General features: G+C 71.0%; 19 protein-coding genes. 10 read left to right on the plus strand and 9 right to left on the minus strand.

The features are described 5' to 3' along the window. Positions 1-215 precede the first annotated feature (215 nt). Complete coding sequence (gene ispD / locus NDW01_RS12565; protein WP_252820082.1) at positions 216-935, plus strand: 2-C-methyl-D-erythritol 4-phosphate cytidylyltransferase; 720 nt, start codon at positions 216-218, stop codon at positions 933-935. Here ispD and NDW01_RS12570 read toward each other — a convergent pair. Further along, positions 898-1,914, minus strand: coding sequence for a glycosyltransferase family 2 protein (locus NDW01_RS12570; protein WP_256511586.1), 1,017 nt, complete (start codon positions 1,912-1,914; stop codon positions 898-900). The genes ispD and NDW01_RS12570 overlap by 38 nt on opposite strands. Before the next feature lie 81 nt (positions 1,915-1,995). Between NDW01_RS12570 and NDW01_RS12575 the strand changes: the two genes are divergently transcribed. From NDW01_RS12575 to NDW01_RS12590, 4 genes are all read left to right on the plus strand, one after another. Next, positions 1,996-3,633 (plus strand): LCP family protein, encoded by a 1,638-nt coding sequence (locus NDW01_RS12575; RefSeq protein ID WP_252820083.1) that lies wholly within the window; start codon positions 1,996-1,998, stop codon positions 3,631-3,633. A gap of 115 nt (positions 3,634-3,748) precedes the next feature. Next, positions 3,749-4,456, plus strand: a complete 708-nt coding sequence (locus NDW01_RS12580; RefSeq protein ID WP_252820086.1) for a hypothetical protein — start codon at positions 3,749-3,751, stop codon at positions 4,454-4,456. A gap of 119 nt (positions 4,457-4,575) precedes the next feature. Beyond that, positions 4,576-4,872, plus strand: a complete 297-nt coding sequence (locus NDW01_RS12585; RefSeq protein ID WP_252820088.1) for a hypothetical protein — start codon at positions 4,576-4,578, stop codon at positions 4,870-4,872. Positions 4,873-4,947: 75 nt separating this feature from the next. Continuing rightward, the gene (locus tag NDW01_RS12590) at positions 4,948-5,313 is read left to right on the plus strand and encodes an STAS domain-containing protein (protein WP_252820090.1); all 366 of its coding nucleotides are present in this window, start codon (positions 4,948-4,950) and stop codon (positions 5,311-5,313) included. Between the two features lie 6 nt (positions 5,314-5,319). Here NDW01_RS12590 and NDW01_RS12595 read toward each other — a convergent pair whose 3' ends face one another. Beyond that, the gene (locus NDW01_RS12595; protein WP_252820092.1) at positions 5,320-5,769 is read right to left on the minus strand and encodes a CoA-binding protein; all 450 of its coding nucleotides are present in this window, start codon (positions 5,767-5,769) and stop codon (positions 5,320-5,322) included. A 355-nt stretch (positions 5,770-6,124) separates the two neighbouring features. Between NDW01_RS12595 and NDW01_RS12600 the strand changes: the two genes are divergently transcribed. Both NDW01_RS12600 and NDW01_RS12605 read left to right on the plus strand, forming a co-directional pair. Then, entirely contained in the window at positions 6,125-6,484 is a 360-nt protein-coding gene (locus NDW01_RS12600; protein WP_252820094.1) for a hypothetical protein, read from the plus strand. Then, positions 6,481-7,662 (plus strand): zinc-dependent alcohol dehydrogenase, encoded by a 1,182-nt coding sequence (locus NDW01_RS12605; protein WP_252820096.1) that lies wholly within the window; start codon positions 6,481-6,483, stop codon positions 7,660-7,662. The genes NDW01_RS12600 and NDW01_RS12605 overlap by 4 nt, the downstream gene beginning before the upstream one ends. Positions 7,663-7,714: 52 nt before the next feature. On the opposite strand, the gene NDW01_RS12610 is transcribed toward NDW01_RS12605, so the two are convergent. Beyond that, positions 7,715-8,614: an NADP-dependent oxidoreductase gene (locus NDW01_RS12610; RefSeq protein WP_252820098.1), complete on the minus strand. Its 900-nt coding sequence runs from the start codon at positions 8,612-8,614 to the stop codon at positions 7,715-7,717. A gap of 70 nt (positions 8,615-8,684) precedes the next feature. Between NDW01_RS12610 and NDW01_RS12615 the strand changes: the two genes are divergently transcribed. Beyond that, positions 8,685-9,293: a TetR/AcrR family transcriptional regulator gene (locus tag NDW01_RS12615; protein WP_252820100.1), complete on the plus strand. Its 609-nt coding sequence runs from the start codon at positions 8,685-8,687 to the stop codon at positions 9,291-9,293. Positions 9,294-9,332: 39 nt separating this feature from the next. On the opposite strand, the gene NDW01_RS12620 is transcribed toward NDW01_RS12615, so the two are convergent. Further along, positions 9,333-10,652: a UDP-glucose dehydrogenase family protein gene (locus tag NDW01_RS12620; RefSeq protein ID WP_252820102.1), complete on the minus strand. Its 1,320-nt coding sequence runs from the start codon at positions 10,650-10,652 to the stop codon at positions 9,333-9,335. A gap of 114 nt (positions 10,653-10,766) precedes the next feature. Between NDW01_RS12620 and NDW01_RS12625 the strand changes: the two genes are divergently transcribed. Continuing rightward, a complete protein-coding gene (locus NDW01_RS12625; protein ID WP_252820104.1) occupies positions 10,767-11,936 on the plus strand; it encodes an acyl-CoA dehydrogenase in 1,170 nt (389 codons plus the stop codon). Positions 11,937-12,017: 81 nt separating this feature from the next. Here NDW01_RS12625 and NDW01_RS12630 read toward each other — a convergent pair whose 3' ends face one another. Genes NDW01_RS12630 through NDW01_RS12645 form a run of 4 tightly spaced genes read right to left on the minus strand, consistent with a single transcriptional unit; the run spans position 12,018 to position 14,342 of the window. Then, entirely contained in the window at positions 12,018-12,206 is a 189-nt protein-coding gene (locus tag NDW01_RS12630; RefSeq protein ID WP_252820106.1) for a hypothetical protein, read from the minus strand. A gap of 49 nt (positions 12,207-12,255) precedes the next feature. Continuing rightward, entirely contained in the window at positions 12,256-12,642 is a 387-nt protein-coding gene (locus NDW01_RS12635; RefSeq protein WP_252820108.1) for a hypothetical protein, read from the minus strand. Between the two features lie 54 nt (positions 12,643-12,696). Next, positions 12,697-13,179, minus strand: coding sequence for a 5-(carboxyamino)imidazole ribonucleotide mutase (purE, locus tag NDW01_RS12640; RefSeq protein WP_252820110.1), 483 nt, complete (start codon positions 13,177-13,179; stop codon positions 12,697-12,699). Then, positions 13,176-14,342, minus strand: a complete 1,167-nt coding sequence (locus NDW01_RS12645; RefSeq protein WP_406567717.1) for a 5-(carboxyamino)imidazole ribonucleotide synthase — start codon at positions 14,340-14,342, stop codon at positions 13,176-13,178. The genes purE and NDW01_RS12645 overlap by 4 nt, the downstream gene beginning before the upstream one ends. A 169-nt stretch (positions 14,343-14,511) precedes the next feature. Between NDW01_RS12645 and NDW01_RS12650 the strand changes: the two genes are divergently transcribed. After that, positions 14,512-15,066, plus strand: coding sequence for a GtrA family protein (locus NDW01_RS12650; protein WP_252820111.1), 555 nt, complete (start codon positions 14,512-14,514; stop codon positions 15,064-15,066). Here NDW01_RS12650 and NDW01_RS12655 read toward each other — a convergent pair. After that, positions 15,050-16,330 carry a sensor histidine kinase gene (locus tag NDW01_RS12655; RefSeq protein ID WP_252820113.1) on the minus strand — a complete coding sequence of 427 codons (1,281 nt, stop codon included), beginning with the start codon at positions 16,328-16,330 and terminating at the stop codon, positions 15,050-15,052. The two genes, NDW01_RS12650 and NDW01_RS12655, sit on opposite strands and share 17 nt — an antisense overlap. Positions 16,331-16,390: the final 60 nt, after the last annotated feature.

Genomic DNA, 16,390 nt, shown 5'->3' on the forward strand with positions numbered 1-16,390 from the left:
ATCATCTCTGTAGTCCTCAGGTCTGGGGTGGGGGTCTCTCTCCGGCCGGGGCCGTGAGATGCGAGCGCCGACCATACCGCGACTAGTAGCGCGCCGCCTCCTCGCCGTAAACATCCGTTCAGCCGGGTGACGCGGCGAGAGCCCCCATAGGTTACCGCTGCCACGGGCCTGTGGGCCCCCACGGCCGTACCCGCGCGGTCGGTAAAGTGCTGCGGATGAGAACCGTTGCGGTCGTCCTCGCCGGCGGGACGGGACTGCGCCTCGGGCTGGGTGCGCCCAAGCAGTTGGCGGCGGTCGGCGGTCGCCCCATTCTGGCCCGTGCGATCGAGGCGTTCGAGTCGGCGCCGGACATCGACGAGGTCGTCGTCGTGATGGCGGCCGGTCACGTTCCCGAGGCCGAGGTCATCGCCAAGCCGTACGCCAAGGTGCGCCGGGTCGTCGAGGGCGGCCCCACCCGTACGGAGTCGACGCTGCGGGCGCTGGCCGCCCTGGAGCACGAGCCCGGCGACGCGCGCGTGCTGTTCCACGACGCCGCGCGCCCGTTCGTGGACGCGCGCATCATCGCCGAATGCGTCGCCGCGCTGGAGCACGAGGACGTCGTCGCGGTCGCGGTGCCCTCGTCGGACACCGTGGTGGTGGTCGAGGGCGACCGGGTGGTCGAGATGCCGCGCCGGGACTCACTGCGGCGCTTCCAGACGCCGCAGGGGTTCCGCCTCGCCGTCATCCGCGCGGCGTACGAGCGGGCGCTGGCCGACCCGGGGTTCACCGAACGGCCGCCGACGGACGACTGCGGCGTCGTGCACCGCTACCTGCCCGAGACGCCCATCCTGGTCGTCCCGGGCAGCGAGCAGAACATCAAGATCACGCATCCGGTCGATCTGCTGATCGCCGAGCAGATCACCGCTGGGGAGAGCGCCCAAGGCTCGGCGGGCTGAGCAGGAAGCCCGCGCCCCACGCGAGGTGCATGGTCGCGTAGACGAGCGGCAGCCGCGCCCAGGCCGAGAACGGCAGCCCGCGCCCGGTCGCGACCGAGCCGGCGAGGATCGCGGCGGCGTACCCGCCGGGGATGATCCAGCCGGGCCAGAACCCGAACACGCCCGCGACCGCGCCGGCCGCGATCGCGACCACGGCGACCGGCGGCGCGAGGTAGCGCAGGTTGAGCGTGCCCTGATGCTCCCGGCCGACGACGCGCCGCCACTTCCCGGTGTGGAAGAACTGCTTGGCCAGTGCCCGGAGGTTCGGCCTGGGCCGGTACGTCACGCGCATCCGCGGGGTGAACCAGATCCTGCCGCCGGTCTGGCGGATGCGGTGGTTCATCTCCCAGTCCTGCGCGCGCACGAACGTCTCGTCGTACCCGCCGACCCGGTCCAGGGCGCTGCGCCGGAAGCTGCCGAGATAGACGGTCTCGACCTCACCGGGCTGCCCGCCGATGTGGAACGTCGCGTTGCCGATGCCGATCTTCGTCGTCATCGCGCGGGCGACGGCCTTCTCGAACGGCGTGACGCCCTCGGCGGCCATGATGCCGCCGACATTGTCCGCGCCCGTCTCCTCGAGGGTCTCGACGGCGGCGAGGACGTAGTCGGACGGCAGCAGCGAATGGCCGTCGACGCGGACGATGATGGAGTGCCGGGAGGCCTGGATGCAGGCATTCAGGCCGTTGGGGGTGCGGCCCGTCGGATTGGCGACGACGACGATCCGCGGGTCGTCGGCCGCGAGCTTCTCCGCGATCTCCTGCGTACGGTCGCGGGAGGGCCCGACCGCGATGACGAGCTCCAGCTCACCGGGGTAGTCCTGGGTGAGGATGGACCCGACCGCCTCCGCGAGATGCCGCTCCTCGTTGAGCACGGGCATGATCACTGACACGGCCGGCCAAACGCGGTTTCGGGCGACCTGTGTGTTGGGCGAGGGATTCATGACGGCGCCACGCTACTGTACGAACGCGAGGAACGCCGCAATGAAGGCAAGACTTCGCACCCCCCGGAGAGGCGAGCCGGCATGGCACACGACGAGGAGTCCGACCCGCAGGAGCGCTACTTCCGTCCCCGTCCCGGCGCCCCGGGTGACGACGAGGCGGCGGAGGTGGAGGGTGTCGCGTTCGGCGACACCGAGTCCTCCCACGTGCGCGTCGAACGCCGCTCGCGCGCGGCCCCGGCGGCGGCGGTGGCTCCGGACGGCGCGCGGCGGCAGCGCCGGTACCTCGTCACGACGGGCCTGATGTCGACGGCCGTGCTGCTGTTCTCCGGCGGCGGCTGGGCCGTCCAGGACTACGTGCTGGGCAGCGTGCGGCGCGTCAACGCCTTCGACGGGCTGAAGAACCGCCCCGACGCCGGGCCCCAGGGCTCGATGAACATCCTGCTGGCCGGTGTCGACCGGCGTGAGGGCCTGACCGACCAGCAGATCCGGGACCTGCACCTCGGCAAGGCCGACGGCGAGCGCTCCGACACGATGATGCTGGTGCACATCTCCTCGAAGCACGACAAGGTCACCGTGGTCAGCATGCCGCGTGACTCCCTGGTCACCATCCCGGCGCACCGGTCCAACGGCAGCGAGGGCGCGAAGGGCACGGAGATCGGCGAGCGGCAGGGCAAGCTCAACTGGGCGTACATGTACGGCGGGCCGACACTCGCCGTGCAGACGGTGGAGCGGGTCACCGGCGTCCACGTCGACCACTACGTCGAGGTGAACTTCCTGGGCTTCATCAAGGTCGTCGACGCGCTGGGCGGCGTGACGATCTGCACGAACCAGCCGATCGACGACCCGAAGAGCGGCCTGCGACTGCCCGCCGGCAAGAGCACCGTGGACGGCAAGACCGGGCTCGCCTACTCACGCGCCCGCTACACCCTGACCGGCGGCAGCGACCTCGGCCGGATCCAGCGGCAGCAGCAGTTCATGTCGGCGGTGGCGCACAAGGCGCTGAGCGATCCGACGAAGTATCCCGCGGTGCTCGGCGCGGCGCTGAGCACGATCCGGGCCGACAAGGAGCTGTCGAAGGGCACGCTGACGTCCCTGGCCACGCAGATGAGGGGGATGAGCACGGACAGCATCGCCTTCACGACGGTGCCGCTGTCCAACCCCGACTACCTGACGACGATCGGGGGGCTGCGGCAGTCGACCGTGCTGTGGGACGAGCAGGCCGCCGGCCGGCTCTTCGACGAGATCCAGCGGGACAAGCCGATCGTCGAGCCGCCGAAGCCCGCCCAGAGCGCCTCGTCGAGCGCGTCCCCGGCCGCGTCGCACACGCCGGATCCCAATGCCCTGACCGTGGCCCCGCGGAACATCACGGTGCGGGTCGTCAACGGCGTCGGGACTCCCGGGCTGGCCGCCCGGGCGGCGGGCGATCTGCGTGACGCCGGGTTCGGCGCGGTCGTCGTGCCGGGCGCCCGGCCCGGGGCCACGGCGACCGTCATCCAGTACGGCCCGGGCCGCGAGGATTCGGCGCGCACCCTGAAGGCCGCCATTCCGGGGGCACGGCTGAAGCAGGTCCCCGCCCTCGGCTCGCGGCTGCAGGTCGTGGTGGGTCCGTCCTGGTCCGGGGCCAAGAAGGTCACCGTCAGCCCGCCGGCCAAGGCGCCGGCCGGCGACTCCCAGCAGCAGGTGACCGCGCGGACGGCGACGCAGAACCTCTGCAAGTGATTCCGGGCGTAAGCCGACGAGTGACTTCAATGTGCCTTTTGACGCGTTCGCCGGGCCACTAGCCTTCTGCTGTACCGGCGGCCACGCCGGGTCGCCGGCCACTGGGAGGACAGCGATGTCGAACGGCGCCCGCCATGCCTGGGGGCTTCTCCTGGGCGTGGTCCTCACCGCCGCGCTCGCGGGGCTTCTGATCTTCGGCACCTACCGCCTGCAGCACGGCTTCGTGATGCAGGGTCACAAGACCGACAAGTGGCTCGGCGGGGGCCTGCTGGCCGGCGCCGCGGTCGTCTTCGCCCTCCTCGTCGCCTCGCGCCTGTCGCCGCTGGGCTCACTCGCCGGCGGCCTGATCCTCACCGGCGCCGGCGTCCTGTTCTTCGTCTCCCAGAAGACGACCGCCGACCTCATCAACCGGTTCCCCTTCAAGGGCCAGCGCGTCACGCTCGCCGGCCTCGAAGAGGAGGGGTTCATCCTGTTCGCGGGCGTCGGCCTGCTGTTCGCGTCCTTCTTCCCCTCGCGGTGGCGCCGCCGTCCGGGCGCCGACGACGACCCGGCGTACGAGTACGGCCTGCCCGAGCCCGAGGAGACGTACGGGCGGCGTTCGACGTCCGGCGGCGGCCGGGGCCGGCACGCCGCGCGCGACGACGGCAACACTCCCGCCTACGGCACGTCCCGGTACGCCGAGGAGGAGCCGGCCGCCACCGCGTACGGTCAGACGGAGTTCGACGTGCCGCTGTACGAGCCGGAACGCTCCTACGGCGACCGCTCACCGTTCAGCCCGCGCGACGAGGACGGCGGTACCCGGGAGATGCGCCGCCCGCGGTAGGCGGGCCGATGCAGCGCTGACCAGCCGGTGTAGCGCTGGACGGACAAACACCGTAAGATCCGGCATACCGGTCAAGAAGTGGCTCGGGACAGTCTCCTCTCGTGAGAAGGACTTCCGTCATGGCCATTTCCGTCTGGGAACCCTCCATCGTCTGCGACATCGCCACGCGGCGGCTCATCGAGCGGTTCGACCGGATCCCCGCCGAGACGATCGAGCGATGCGTCCGCAACGTCTGGGTCTGCGCACTGCACACCGGTGCCCGAGCCGACGCCCGGCTGCTGGAGACGCTCGCCCAGGGCCTCCTCGAAGCACTGCCCGGCTACGCCGAGACGGCCGAGCCCCTCACCGGAGTTCTCATCGAGCCGCCCGCCGAGGAACCCGCGCGACCGCGGGGTGACGGCTGGGCGTTCGCCTGACTGCGGCCGGCCGGAACCCGGCCCGCCGACCGACGTGATTCTCCTGCCCACGACCCGGATACACGGAGAAGCCCCATGGAAGAGCTGACGCTCACGCACCGACGCCTGCCCGGCACCACCGTCGTCACGGTCGGCGGCGAACTCGACGCCGCCACCGCCCGCGACCTGGAGGCGTTCCTCTCCGAGGTCCTGCACGAGGGCGACGACCTGGTCTTCGACCTCACCGCGCTGGCCTTCATGGACACCAGCGGCCTGGGGGTCATCCTGGCCGCCGGCGAGCGGACGCGCCGGCTCGGCGGCCGGCCGTGCCTGGCGGGACTGCGGGGCGGCCCCGCCCGGGTCGTCGCCCTGACCGGCATCGCCTCCGCGGTCCCCGTGTACGACACGGTCGACGACGCCCTCGTCACCGCCACCGGTGTCGCCGCCATGGCGGCGTCCTGACGCGCCTCAGCGGGGCAGGCCCAGGCGGGCCCACTCGATGGCCGGGCAGCGGTCCATGACGACGTCGAGCCCGGCGTCACGGACCCGCCGGGCGGCCTCCTCGTCGACCACGTCGAGCGGGAACCAGACCGCCCGAACCTCGCCCTCCCGGCGCGGGCCGTACGTCGCGAAGAGCTTGATCGCCTCGTCGGCGACCTCGCCGGCGTGCTCGGCGCGGCGGTAGACGCCGACGACGTCCACCCGGCCCGGAACCTCGACCAGCGCGGGGATGCCCGGCTCTCCCAGGACGGTCTCGGCGCCGGGGTGGACGGGAATGATCGTCTTGCCGCGAGACTGCAGCAGCCGCGCCATGTCGTACGCGGTACGGCCCGGATTGTCGCGCAGCCCGACGAACGCCCACGTCCGCGAGTCGAGCAGGACGCGGCGGATGACGGCCTCATCGGCGTAGTCGCTCATGACTCTGCCAACCGCCGGGCGTCCCGGACGCTTCCCGGGGGCCGCCGAGCGTTCGGCATGTCCCGTCTCCCCGATCCATTTCTTGAACCAGCGTCAGATAAGCGCGCTTTCTCGCCGGCTAAATCGTCAGCATGCGGCAAAGGTTTGCCATCATCCCCGGACCGAGGGTGAGGTCCCGGTCGGCACGGGTAAGGGTGATTTCACGCATTCGACCCAAATAGCCGACAAACGGCGAGGAGACATGAGACGTAGCGTAGGACTCACGTTGCCGGCCGGAGCGGGGGTCGTCGCCGCGTGGCTGCTCGCGCGTGCCGCCCGGAGGAGAAGAGAACCCGAGCCCCTGAACCGCTGGCAGATGGTGACGATCAACTATCCGCCCCAGCGCCTGTCCGAACCGGGCGAACTCCCCGAGCCGATCGCCCGGTTCGGGGAAGCGCTCGAAATCATGATCCGACCGGCCCCCGGCGGCCGTGGGACCGAGCTCGGTGCACGGCTGCGCGAATCGCCCGCGCGGGGACGGATCGCCAAGGCGGCCGGCCGAACGGCGGAAGGCGATGCCCGCCAGGTGGTGCAGTCGGCACTGCGTGCGGCCAAGTCCCTGATCGAGACGGGGGAAGTTCTGCAGCCGCCCGCGCCGCCGACCACGCGACGCAGGACGGCCGCAAGGCTGTCGGAGCTCGCCACCCTGCGTGCCGGCGGAGAGGGGGGACGGTGAAGGCGCTGTGCTGGGAAGGGATCGACGACCTGTCGGTGAAGGATGTGCCCGATCCGGGGATGGAGAACAGGCAGGATGCGATCGTCAAGGTGACGCTGACCACGACCTGTGGCTCGGACCTGCATCTGCTCGGCGGTTACATCCCCCAGATGAGGCCGGGTGACGTGATCGGGCACGAGTTCATCGGAGAGATCGTCGAGATGGGTTCGCAGGTCCGGCGCCACCGGGTGGGTGACCGGGTCGTGGTGTGCTCCTTCATCGGCTGCGGCCGTTGCTGGAACTGCGAGCACGGCCTGTGGTCGCTGTGCGACAACAGCAACCCCGATCCCACGCCCGGCCAGAAGGCATGGGGCTTCGAGACCGGCGGCGTCTACGGCTATTCGCACGTCATGGGCGGCTTCCCGGGCAGTCACGCCGAGTACATCCGTGTGCCGTACGCCGACTATGACGCGTTTCCCATTCCCGACGGTGTCGAAGACGAGAACGCGTTGTTCGCCTCCGACGCGGCTCCGACCGGTTGGATGGGGGCCGACCTGGGAGGTGTGAAACCCGGCGACATCGTCGCCGTCTGGGGTGCCGGCGGCGTCGGCCAGATGGCGGCCCGTGCCGCGATGCTCCTCGGCGCGGAACGTGTGATCGTCATCGACCGGCTCCCCGAACGTCTGGCCATGACCGAACGCCACGTGGGTGCGGAGACGATCGATTACACCGCCGTCGACGTCCTCGCCGAGCTGCGGGAACGCTCCGGCGGGCGAGGACCGGACGTCTGCATCGAGGCGGTCGGGATGGAGGCCCACAGCCCGAGCCCGGAGTTCGTCTACGACCAGGCCAAGAAGCGATTTCATGTGGAGACGGAACGCCCGTTCGCCGTCCGGGAGGCGATCCTCGCCTGCCGTAAGGGCGGAACGGTCTTCATCCTCGGCGTCTTCGCCGGAACGGTCGCCAAGTTCCCCCTCGGCGCGGTGATGAACAAGGGGCTGACCGTCCGCAGCGCGCAGCAGCACGGACACCGGTACATTCCCATGCTCCTCCAGCGGATCGCCAAGGGTGAACTGGTCACCCGCCATCTCGCCACTCACGAGATGTCGCTCGACGACGCGCCGAGGGGATACGAGATGTTCAAGAAAAAGGAGGACGGCTGCGTCCGCGCGGTATTCCGGCCCGATTCATCGGCGTAGGAGTCGCTCATGACTCTGCCAGCCGCCGGGCGTCCCCGTGGGCTTCCCGGCGCTAGGAAGCGACGACCACGACCCGCCGCCCGCGCGTGTGACCGGCCTGGCTGTCGATGTGCGCCGCCGCGGCCTCGGCGAGCGTGTACGACTTCTCGACCGGGATGTGGAGCCTCCCCCGCGCGATGAGGCCGGCGGCCTCGGCGAGGGCATCCGGCACGCTCCCGGCCACGCCGGAGAAGCGCACGCCGAGCTCCGGCGCGCCGAGATCGGCGATGGAGATCACCTTCCGCGGATCCCCGGTCAGCTCGACGAGCTCGCCGATCACGCCCGAGCCGGCCAGGTCGAGAGCCGCGTCGACACGGCCGAGCCGCCGCACCCGCTCGACCCAGCCCTCGCCGTACGTCGTGGCGCGGGCGCCCAGGCTGCGCAGATAGTCCTGGTTCGCGGCCCCGGCCGTGCCGATCACCGCAATGCCGCGGTCGCGGGCGATCTGCAGCACCGCCGATCCGACTCCCCCGGACGCGCCGCTGACCAGCAGCGTCTGCCCGGGCCGCACCCCGACCTCGCGGATGATGCGCAGCGCGGTCTCCACCACGGAGGGGTACCCGGCCGCCTCTTCGAACGTCAGGCCCTCGGGCATGCGGGCCCAGGCCGACAGTACGGCGAACTCGGCGTAGGTGCTCGACCCTTCGCCGAACACGTGGTCGCCGACCTCGACCCCTTCGACGCCCTCGCCGACCTCGTCCACCACCCCGGCGGCGTCCAGGCCGACTCCGGAGGGCAGCTCCACCGGGTGGGCCCCGAGGACCTGGCCTTCGCGGATCCTCCAGTCGACGGGATTCACGCCCGCCGCCCGCACGGCGATGCGCACCTGGCCGGGCCCCGCGTGGGGCTCCTCGGCGTCGATGAGTTGCAGAACGTCCGGACCGCCGAACTCGGCGAAGCTCACTTTCCTCATGCGGACGACCGTAGCACTAACCGTTAGTTCTTCGAAACGGTTATGACTTTGGACCTGATAGCATCAGGGGATGACCGTGCCGCCCGGCCGCCGTGAGCGAAAGAAGGCCGCGACCCGCCAGAAGATCGCCGACACCGCCCTGCGGCTCTTCCTGGAGCACGGATACGAGGCGGTGGGCATCCGGGACGTGGCCGCCGAGGCCGACGTGGCCGTCACCACGGTCTTCTCCCACTTCGCCGCGAAAGAGGCCCTGGTCTTCGAGCAGGATGCGGACTTCGAGCAACGCCTGACCCAGGCGGTCACCGGCCGTGCGCCGGACGAGCCGCTCATCCCCGCGCTGCGCCACGAGATCCAGGCCCTGGTGCGCCATTGCACGGGGGACGGCGCCGCCCCCATCTGGCGCATGATCGACGAATCTCCCGCCCTGCGGGAGTACGAGGGGGCGATGAGGCTGCGCCACGCGGAGTCGCTGGCGACGGCCATCGCCGCCGATCTCGGCCTGCCACCGGCCACGACGGCCTGCCGGACGATCGCGATGTTCGTGATCGACGCTTTTTCGCTGGCCCGCGAGGCGGCCGATCCGGAGGCCGCGGTGGACGAGATCTTCTCGATGATCGAGGCGGCCTGGGAGGTCACCCGCGCCGAGGCCTCCGGCGCACGGGGTTCTTCCGGTCGTTGAACCGCCTACCGGAGGCCTCTTCATTTACGGGAACGAGTTCTAGGGGCGTCCCAGCGCGCGGTACTGCCAGCCCGCCGCGCGCCACCGCTCGGGGTCGAGCGCGTTGCGGCCGTCGACGATGTTCCGCTCGGCGACCGCGGTACCGAGGACCTCCGGGTCGAGGTCCCGGAACTCCTTCCACTCCGTGAGCAGCAGCACGACGTGCGCGCCGCCGGCGGCGTCCATCGCGGACGAGCCGTAGCTCAGGTCCGGGTGCGCCCGGCGGGCGTTCTCCAGCGCCTGCGGGTCATAGACCGTCACCTGGCCGCCCTGCGCACGGATGGACGTCGCGACGTCGAGGGCCGGAGAGTCACGGATGTCGTCGGAGTTCGGCTTGAACGCCGCGCCGAGGACGCCGACCGTACGGCCGATGAACGACCCGCCGAGGAGCTCGCGCGCCAGGTCGACCATGCGGATGCGGCGCCGGATGTTGATGGCGTCCACCTCGCGCAGGAACGACAGCGCCTGGTCGACGCCCAGCTCGCCGGCGCGGGCCATGAACGCCCGGATGTCCTTGGGCAGGCAGCCTCCTCCGAAGCCGAGCCCCGGGCCGAGGAACTTGCCGCCGATCCGGTCGTCGTAGGAGAGGGCCTCGGAGAGCTTCGTCACATCGGCGTGCGCGGCCTCGCAGACCTCGGCCATCGCGTTGATGAAAGAGATCTTCGTGGCGAGGAAGGCGTTCGCCGACACCTTGACCAGCTCGGCGGTGGGGAAGTCGCTGACGATGAAGGGGACGCCGTCGGCGATCATCGAGGCGTACACCTCGCGCAGGACCTTCTCCGCGCGGTCCGACCCGACGCCGACGACGATGCGGTCCGGGTGCAGGGTGTCCTCGACGGCGTAGCCCTCGCGCAGGAACTCGGGGTTCCAGGCGAGCTCGACGACGTCTCCGGCCGGGGCGAGCTCCGTCAGCCGCCGGGCGAGCCGCTCGGCCGTGCCGACCGGGACGGTGGACTTGCCGGCGACGACGCAGGCGCGGGTGAGCAGCGGCGCGAGGGAGTCGATCGCGTCGTCGACGTAGCGCATGTCGGCGGCGTACTCCCCGGGCTTCTGCGGCGTGCCGACGCAGATGAAGTGCACGTCGCCGAACTCGGCGGCCTCCTCGTACGAGGTCGTGAACCGCAGCCGGCCGTTCTCCAGGTTGCGGCGCAGGATCGGCTCCAGGCCCGGCTCGTAGACCGGAAGGTCGCCCCGGGTCAGTCGGGCGATCTTCTCGGCGTCCACGTCCACGCCCAGCACCTCGAACCCCAGGTCGGCCATGCATGCCGCGTGGGTGGCGCCCAGGTAGCCGGTACCGATCACGGTCAAACGCTGTGCCAAGGTCCCGCCTCCTTTCCTCAGAGTTTCGTGCCCGACCCCGTCTGCATCCCCCACGGGCCGCTCGGCATGTTATCGGCCCTACTGGCGAGTAGGTTGACCGCGTACCATCGGCACATGACCGCAGACTTTCCTCTGTACGAACTCTCCGAAGAGCACCGGATGCTCCGCGAGACGGTTCGCTCGCTGGCCGATGACAAGATCGCTCCGCGGGCCGCGGAGACCGACGAGACCGGGGAGTTCCCCCAGGCCGTCTATGACGCGCTCGTGCAGGCGGACCTGCACGCCGTCCACGTCCCCGAGGCGTACGAGGGAGTCGGCGCCGACGCCCTCGCCACGGTGATCGTCATCGAAGAGGTCGCCCGAGCCTGTGCCGCCTCCTCCTTGATCCCGGCGGTGAACAAGCTCGGAACCGTGCCCATTCTCCTCTCCGGCTCTGAAGACCTGAAAAAACGCTACCTGAGCCCGGTGGCCCGCGGCGAGGCCATGTTCTCCTACGCCCTGTCGGAGCCGGAGGCGGGCAGCGACGCGGCCTCGATGAAGACCAGGGCCGTGCGCGACGGCGACCACTGGGTCCTCAACGGCACCAAGCGGTGGATCACCAACGCGGGCGTCTCGGAGTACTACACCGTGATGGCCGTCACCGACCCGGAGAAGGGGGCCCGCGGCATCTCCGCCTTCGTCGTCGAGAAGAGCGACCCCGGTGTGAGCTTCGGCGCCCCGGAGAAGAAGCTCGGCATCAAGGGCTCGCCGACGCGCGAGGTCATCATGGACGACGTGCGGATCCCGGCCGACCGGATCATCGGCGAGGAGGGCACCGGCTTCAAGACCGCGCTCGCCACCCTGGACCACACGCGGGTCACCATCGCGGCCCAGGCCCTCGGCATCGCCCAGGGCGCGCTCGACTACGCCATCGGGTACGTCAAGGAGCGCAAGCAGTTCGGCAAGGCGATCGGCGACTTCCAGGGCGTGCAGTTCATGCTCGCGGACATGGCCATGAAGCTGGAGGCGGCCCGCCAGCTCACCTACGCCGCCGCCGCGAAGTCCGAACGGGCGATGGAGGGCGAGAAGGCCGCCGACCTGACCTTCATCTCCTCGGCGGCCAAGTGCTTCGCCTCCGACGCGGCGATGGAGATCACCACCGACGCGGTCCAGCTCCTCGGCGGCTACGGCTACGTGAAGGACTACCCGGTCGAGCGCATGATGCGCGACGCCAAGATCACCCAGATCTACGAGGGCACCAACCAGATCCAGCGCGTCGTCATGGCCCGCCAGCTCCTCAAGTAGACCCCCTGGACGGCGAGAACTCCCCCCTGCCCCGATCGGGCCGGGGGGAGTCGCGCTTTCAGGGCAGGGAGCGGATGAGGCTCATGCGCTTTCGATGTAGGCGGCGGTGTCGCCGCTGAGCAGGAGGAAGGGGCCGACCCGGGCCAGCTCCACATCACGGAACCGGAAGCGCTGGGGCTCTTGCCCGCCGGCCAGGTCCCGGTAGAGCGGGAGCGCGGACTCGAGGTCGTCGACGATGACGCGGGCGAGAACGCCGGTGAGGTTGGACATGACGACGACAACCGGCGGTGCGCGCGGTCCATGCCGCGTGGTCGGCGGCTCAGTTGTCGTCGTCCATCTCCAGGTACCGGTCCGCGCCGATCTTGACGTACAGCGTGTGACCGTCGCCGTTGCGCCCATCGGGCTCCGGGCACGACCAGACAGAGGTGCGATAGACCTGCCATCGCGCGAGCCCGACGGAGGTCGCCCGCAGCCACCGCGTGGCCCGGTCGGCGCGCATCGCCCCCGCGCGGGACGTGGTCACCTCCTCGCCCGGAGCGCCTGCCCGGTAGTAGCGCACGCCGCAGAACCGCAAACGGTCCGGCGGCGTGAACGGCGACCACTCGCCGTACGAGACGCGCGTGTACAGGCCGGCTCCGACCGGCCCGCACACGGCCAGCGCACCCAGCCCGACGGCGACACGCTTCCACGTCCTGATCCCTGTCACGCCCTGAAGCATGACCCGCGCCGAGCGAAATGTCTCGGCGCGGCCGCCGGCCGACTAGCCGCGGCGGAGGCGTTCGCCCTTGCGCTTGGCCTGGGCGTGCAGGTCGCGCTGGAACTCCTCCATGCGCTCGCGCAGCTCCGGGTCGCTCGCGGCGAGGATCCGGACGGCCAGGAGGCCGGCGTTGCGGGCGTTGCCGATCGCGACGGTCGCCACCGGCACGCCGGCCGGCATCTGCGCGATCGACAGCAGCGAGTCCATGCCGTCGAGGTACTTGAGCGGCACCGGCACGCCGATCACCGGGAGCGGCGTCACGGCGGCGAGCATGCCCGGCAGGTGGGCGGCGCCGCCCGCGCCGGCGATGATCACCCGGAGCCCGCGGGAGGCGGCCTCCGAACCGTAGGTGATCATGTCGTTCGGCATCCGGTGCGCCGAGACCACGTCCGCCTCGTACGGGACGTCGAACTCATCCAGCGCCTCGGCGGCCGCCTTCATCACGGGCCAGTCCGAGTCGCTGCCCATCACGACGCCGACGGTCATCCGGTAGGGCCCTTCCTCAGATAGTCGGCGGCGTGGCGGGCCCGCTCGCGGGTCTCCTCCAGGTCGTCGCCGAGCGCGGTGACGTGGCCGATCTTACGGCCGGGCCGGACCTCCTTGCCGTAGAAGTGCACCTTCACGGCGGGGTCGTGGGCCATGACGTGGATGTAGCGCTGGTAGATCTCCGGGTCGTCACCGCCCAGGACGTTCGCCATCACGGTGTACGGCGCGGTGGGCGTCGTGTCGCCGAGCGGCAGGTCGAGCACGGCGCGCAGGTGCTGCTCGAACTGCGACGTGCGCGAGCCCTCGATCGTCCAGTGCCCGGAGTTGTGCGGCCGCATCGCCAGCTCGTTGACGAGGACGCCGTCCTCGGTCTCGAACAGCTCGACGGCCAGCAGCCCGGTCACGCCCAGCGAATCGGCGAGGCCGAGCGCCAGCCGCTGCGCCTCCTCGGCGCGGTCGGAGTCCAGACCCGGCGCCGGGGCGATCACCTCGGTGCAGATCCCGTCGGTCTGGACGGTCTCCACGATCGGGTACGCGGCGCCCTGCCCGTACGGCGAGCGGGCGACGAGGGCGGCCAGCTCCCGGCGGAACGGCACGTGCCGCTCGGCCATCAGGGCCACGCCCTCCCCCGTGGCACGCTCGACGACGGCGCGGCCCTCCTCCAGGGACGCGCAGACCCACACGCCCTTGCCGTCGTAGCCGCCGCGCGTCGCCTTCAGCACGACCGGCCAGCCCGTCTCCGCGGCGAAACTTTCAAGGGTCGCGAGGGGCTCCTCGGGGTCGAGGACGACGAACTCCGGGCACGGCGCGCCGAGGGCGGTGAGCCGTTCGCGCATGACGCGCTTGTCCTGGGCGTGCAGCAGCGCCCCGGATCCGGGGCGGCAGACGACGCCGGCGGCCTCCAGCGCCTGGATGTGCTCGCCGGGGACGTGCTCATGGTCCCAGGTCACCACGTCGGCGCCCTTGGCGAAGGCGCGCAGGTCGTCGAGGGAGCGGTGGTCGCCGATGCGCACGTCGGAGATCACCTTCGCCGCCGACGCGTGGGCGCTGTCGCTGAGCACCCGCAGCGGCACACCGAGCGCGATCGCCGCCTGCTGCGTCATCCGGGCCAGCTGCCCGCCGCCGACCATTCCGACGACTGGTATGTCTTGCCTGTCCGTCACGGTGCGAAGCCTATCCGTCGTGCTCAGCGGGTGGGTTCGCCGGGCGACGAGCGTGGGAACAACAGGCGCGGGAAGGCCGTCTAACCTCGTAGGCCAGGGGTATCGACAATCCGGGCTTCGTCGAGCGACGTGCGATCGGCCGCCACACCGGAATGAGGAGTCCCGCTTCGTGAGCTTCGTCAGCCGTTCCTATGAGAGATTCGCGCATCTGATCCACGAGCTCGCGGCGTTCGGGACGATCGGCGTGCTGAATTTCGTCATCACCATCGGCATCTCCGACACCCTGCACCTCGGACTGCACGTCGGCCCGCTGACGTCGTTCGGCGTCGGCACGATCGTGGCGACGACGTTCTCCTACTTCGCCAACCGGTTCTGGACCTTCCGGCACCGCGACAGGTCGGGCCTGGGCCGGGAGTACGTCCTGTTCTTCGTGTTCAACGGCGTCGGCCTGGTGATCACGTGGATCTTCATCGGCTTCACCCACTATGTCCTGGGCATCCGCAGCGGCCTGGCGTTCAACACGTCGCAGATCATCGGCACCGGCGTGGCGACGCTGTTCCGCTACTGGGCGTACAAGAGGTGGGTGTTCCTGCCGCCGGCCGCACCGCCGGTCGACCCGCACACCGGGCTGCCCGAGGCCCCGGACGAGGAGACCGTACGCGGCGACGCCACACCGCCCCCGCCCCGGATGCCCGCCGGGCAGGTCGTCAAGCGGGGCCGCTGACGACGCGCTCGCGCGCCCGCAGCACCTCGTCGGCCTTCCGCAGGAAGATCGCGAAGGTGGCGGGCCGGGCGCGGATCAGCTCCAGCCGTCCGCCGTCCGCGGTCGCCAGCGAACGCGCGAGGTAGAGCCCGAGCCCGGTGCCCTGCCACCGCCCGCTGACATTGCGGTCGAAGACGCGGCGCTCCAGCTCCGGCGGCACGCCGACCCCCTCGTCGCCGACCTCGACGACGATCGACGTGGCGGTCTCCTTCGTGTGGATCGTGACCGTGCCGTCTCCGTGCACGAGCGAGTTGTCCAGCAGGGTGGCGACGATCTGCGACAGACCGCCGGGGCTGGCCACGGCCGTGAGCTCCGGAACGCCGGAGACCTCCAGCCGGCGTCCCTTCCGCCGGAAGACCGGATCCCACTCCTCCACCTGCTGCGCGACGATGTCGTCGACGTCGACGGGCACCGCGTCGCCGGTCGGGTCGTGCTTGGCGCGGGCGAGGAGCTGTTCGACCACCGCGGCGAGCCGTTCGACCTGGGCCGCCGCCGCGGCGCCCTCCTCCCGCACGACGTCGGGGTACTCCGCGGCCTCGATCATCTCCTCCAGCCGCATCGACAGCGCCGTCAGCGGCGTACGCAGCTGGTGGCTGGCGTCGGAGGCGAACTCCCGGCTCGCGGCCAGCAGGTCGGCGATCCGCACGGCACTGCGGTCGAGCACCTCCGCGACCCGGTCGACCTCGGGCACGCCGTACCGGCGGCGGCGCGGCCGCGCGTTGCCGGAGCCGAGGCGGTCGGCCGTCTCGGCCAGGTCGATCAGCGGCAGGGTCAGCTTGCGCGCCTGGACCATCGCCAGCCCGACCGCCACGCCGACGCCGAGCACGACGAGGCTGCCGATCAGCACCAGCGTGCGCAGCGCCTCGGCCTCGATGTCGGCGGCGTCGCGGGACACCTGGACCCGTACGCCGTGGTCGTTGGCGGTCTTCCTGATGACGTGCGTGCCCTTGGGCGGCGCGGCCCCGGCCGTGATCACCTCGTCATTGGCCAGCGTGATGACGATGTAGCGGCTGGGGAACTCCTTGGCGATCTGGTCGCCGATGACGGACTGCTTGCCTTCCTGTTTCAGGTTCACGCCGGCCACCACGGTCGCCGCCTCCCGCTCGACCTGCTGTTCGGCCTCGTCGTACAGGAGCCGATGCGTCGAGTACGCCAGGGGGATGCCGAGCAGGAGCACGGCGACGACCGCGACGGCCAGCGTCGACAGCAGGAGCCGTCGCCTCATGGGGGTCCCTCTCTTTCGCCCGGGACGTGACCAGGGGGTGGTCACGCCGGGTTCACACGA

The organism is Actinoallomurus soli, assembly GCF_024055715.1.
Taxonomy (GTDB): Bacteria; Actinomycetota; Actinomycetes; order Streptosporangiales; family Streptosporangiaceae; genus Actinoallomurus; species Actinoallomurus soli.